We start from the raw sequence: 1,082 nt of genomic DNA on the forward strand, positions 1-1,082 counted from the left end.
CTCTAGTACTCCAGCAGCACTTTGACGTTTTCCCTGTTCAGGGGCGGTTTGGGTGAGTGTAGTGGGCTGATTGCCGACCTGTGTTCTCTTTCCCAGACCGCCCCTCGATCGTGTGCAGCCGCCGCTGATAGTGGCGTCGATCCGGGCACCCTCCGGGTGTGATCGACGAGCGTGCAGTTGAGATCTGGAACGACGAGCTCGAGGAACTGTTCCTGCGCACCGGCCACCGCTTCAGCCGTGTCGAACCGCGTCGCAGGATGCGTGACTACATCCGCGGCCTGCTGGGCCCGGTCGGCCGCAAAAACGGCTGGCAGCTGGCCGAATACGCCGGACACCGCACACCCGACCGCCTCCAGAGACTCCTCAACGGCGCCCGCTGGAATGCCGACGAACTCCGCGACGACCTCCAGCACTACGTAGCCGAACGGCTCGGCGAACCCGACGGAATCCTCATCCTCGACGACACCGGCTTCCTCAAGAAGGGCACCACCTCCGCCGGCGTGCAGCGCCAGTACTCCGGCACCGCCGGCCGCACCGAGAACTGCCAGATCGGCGTGTTCGCCGCCTACGCCACCACCCGCGGACGCGCCCTAGTGGACCGCGAGTTGTATCTGCCCAAGTCCTGGGCCGACGATCGCGACCGCTGCCGCGCTGCCCACATCCCTGACGAGCGGACCTTCGCCACCAAGCCCGACCTGGCCAAGGCCATGGTGCTGCGGGCGATCGCCTCGCCGCTGCCGATCGCCTGGGTGACCGCGGACGCCGCCTACGGCCAGGAGTGGCGGCTGCGCCGCATGCTGGAGGAGACCGGCCTGGGATACGTCCTCGCGGTCCCCAAGTCCCAGCAGGTACCGCACTTCGGACGTATCGATCACCTCCTCTCCCAGGCCCCTGCCGAAGCATGGGAGCGACGTTCGTGCGGTGACGGCGCGAAGGGCCCGCGCATCTACCACTGGGCCGCCCTGTGCAGATCACGTCCATCGAGGACTTCGACGGCGAGATGCCCACCCACCAGCGGTGGGCACTGGCACGCCGCAGCATCAGCAAGCCCGAGGAGATCGCCTACTACCTCGCCTACGCAC

Annotated in this window: 1 pseudogene; it reads left to right on the top strand. The window is 67.4% G+C overall.

Annotated elements, in window-relative coordinates:
- Positions 1-182: 182 nt before the first annotated feature.
- Positions 183-1,082: pseudogene (locus IE294_RS46775) on the top strand (IS701 family transposase); the annotation flags it as partial.

Source organism: Streptomyces canarius, assembly GCF_014650735.1.
GTDB classification, from domain to species: Bacteria; Actinomycetota; Actinomycetes; order Streptomycetales; family Streptomycetaceae; genus Streptomyces; species Streptomyces olivaceoviridis.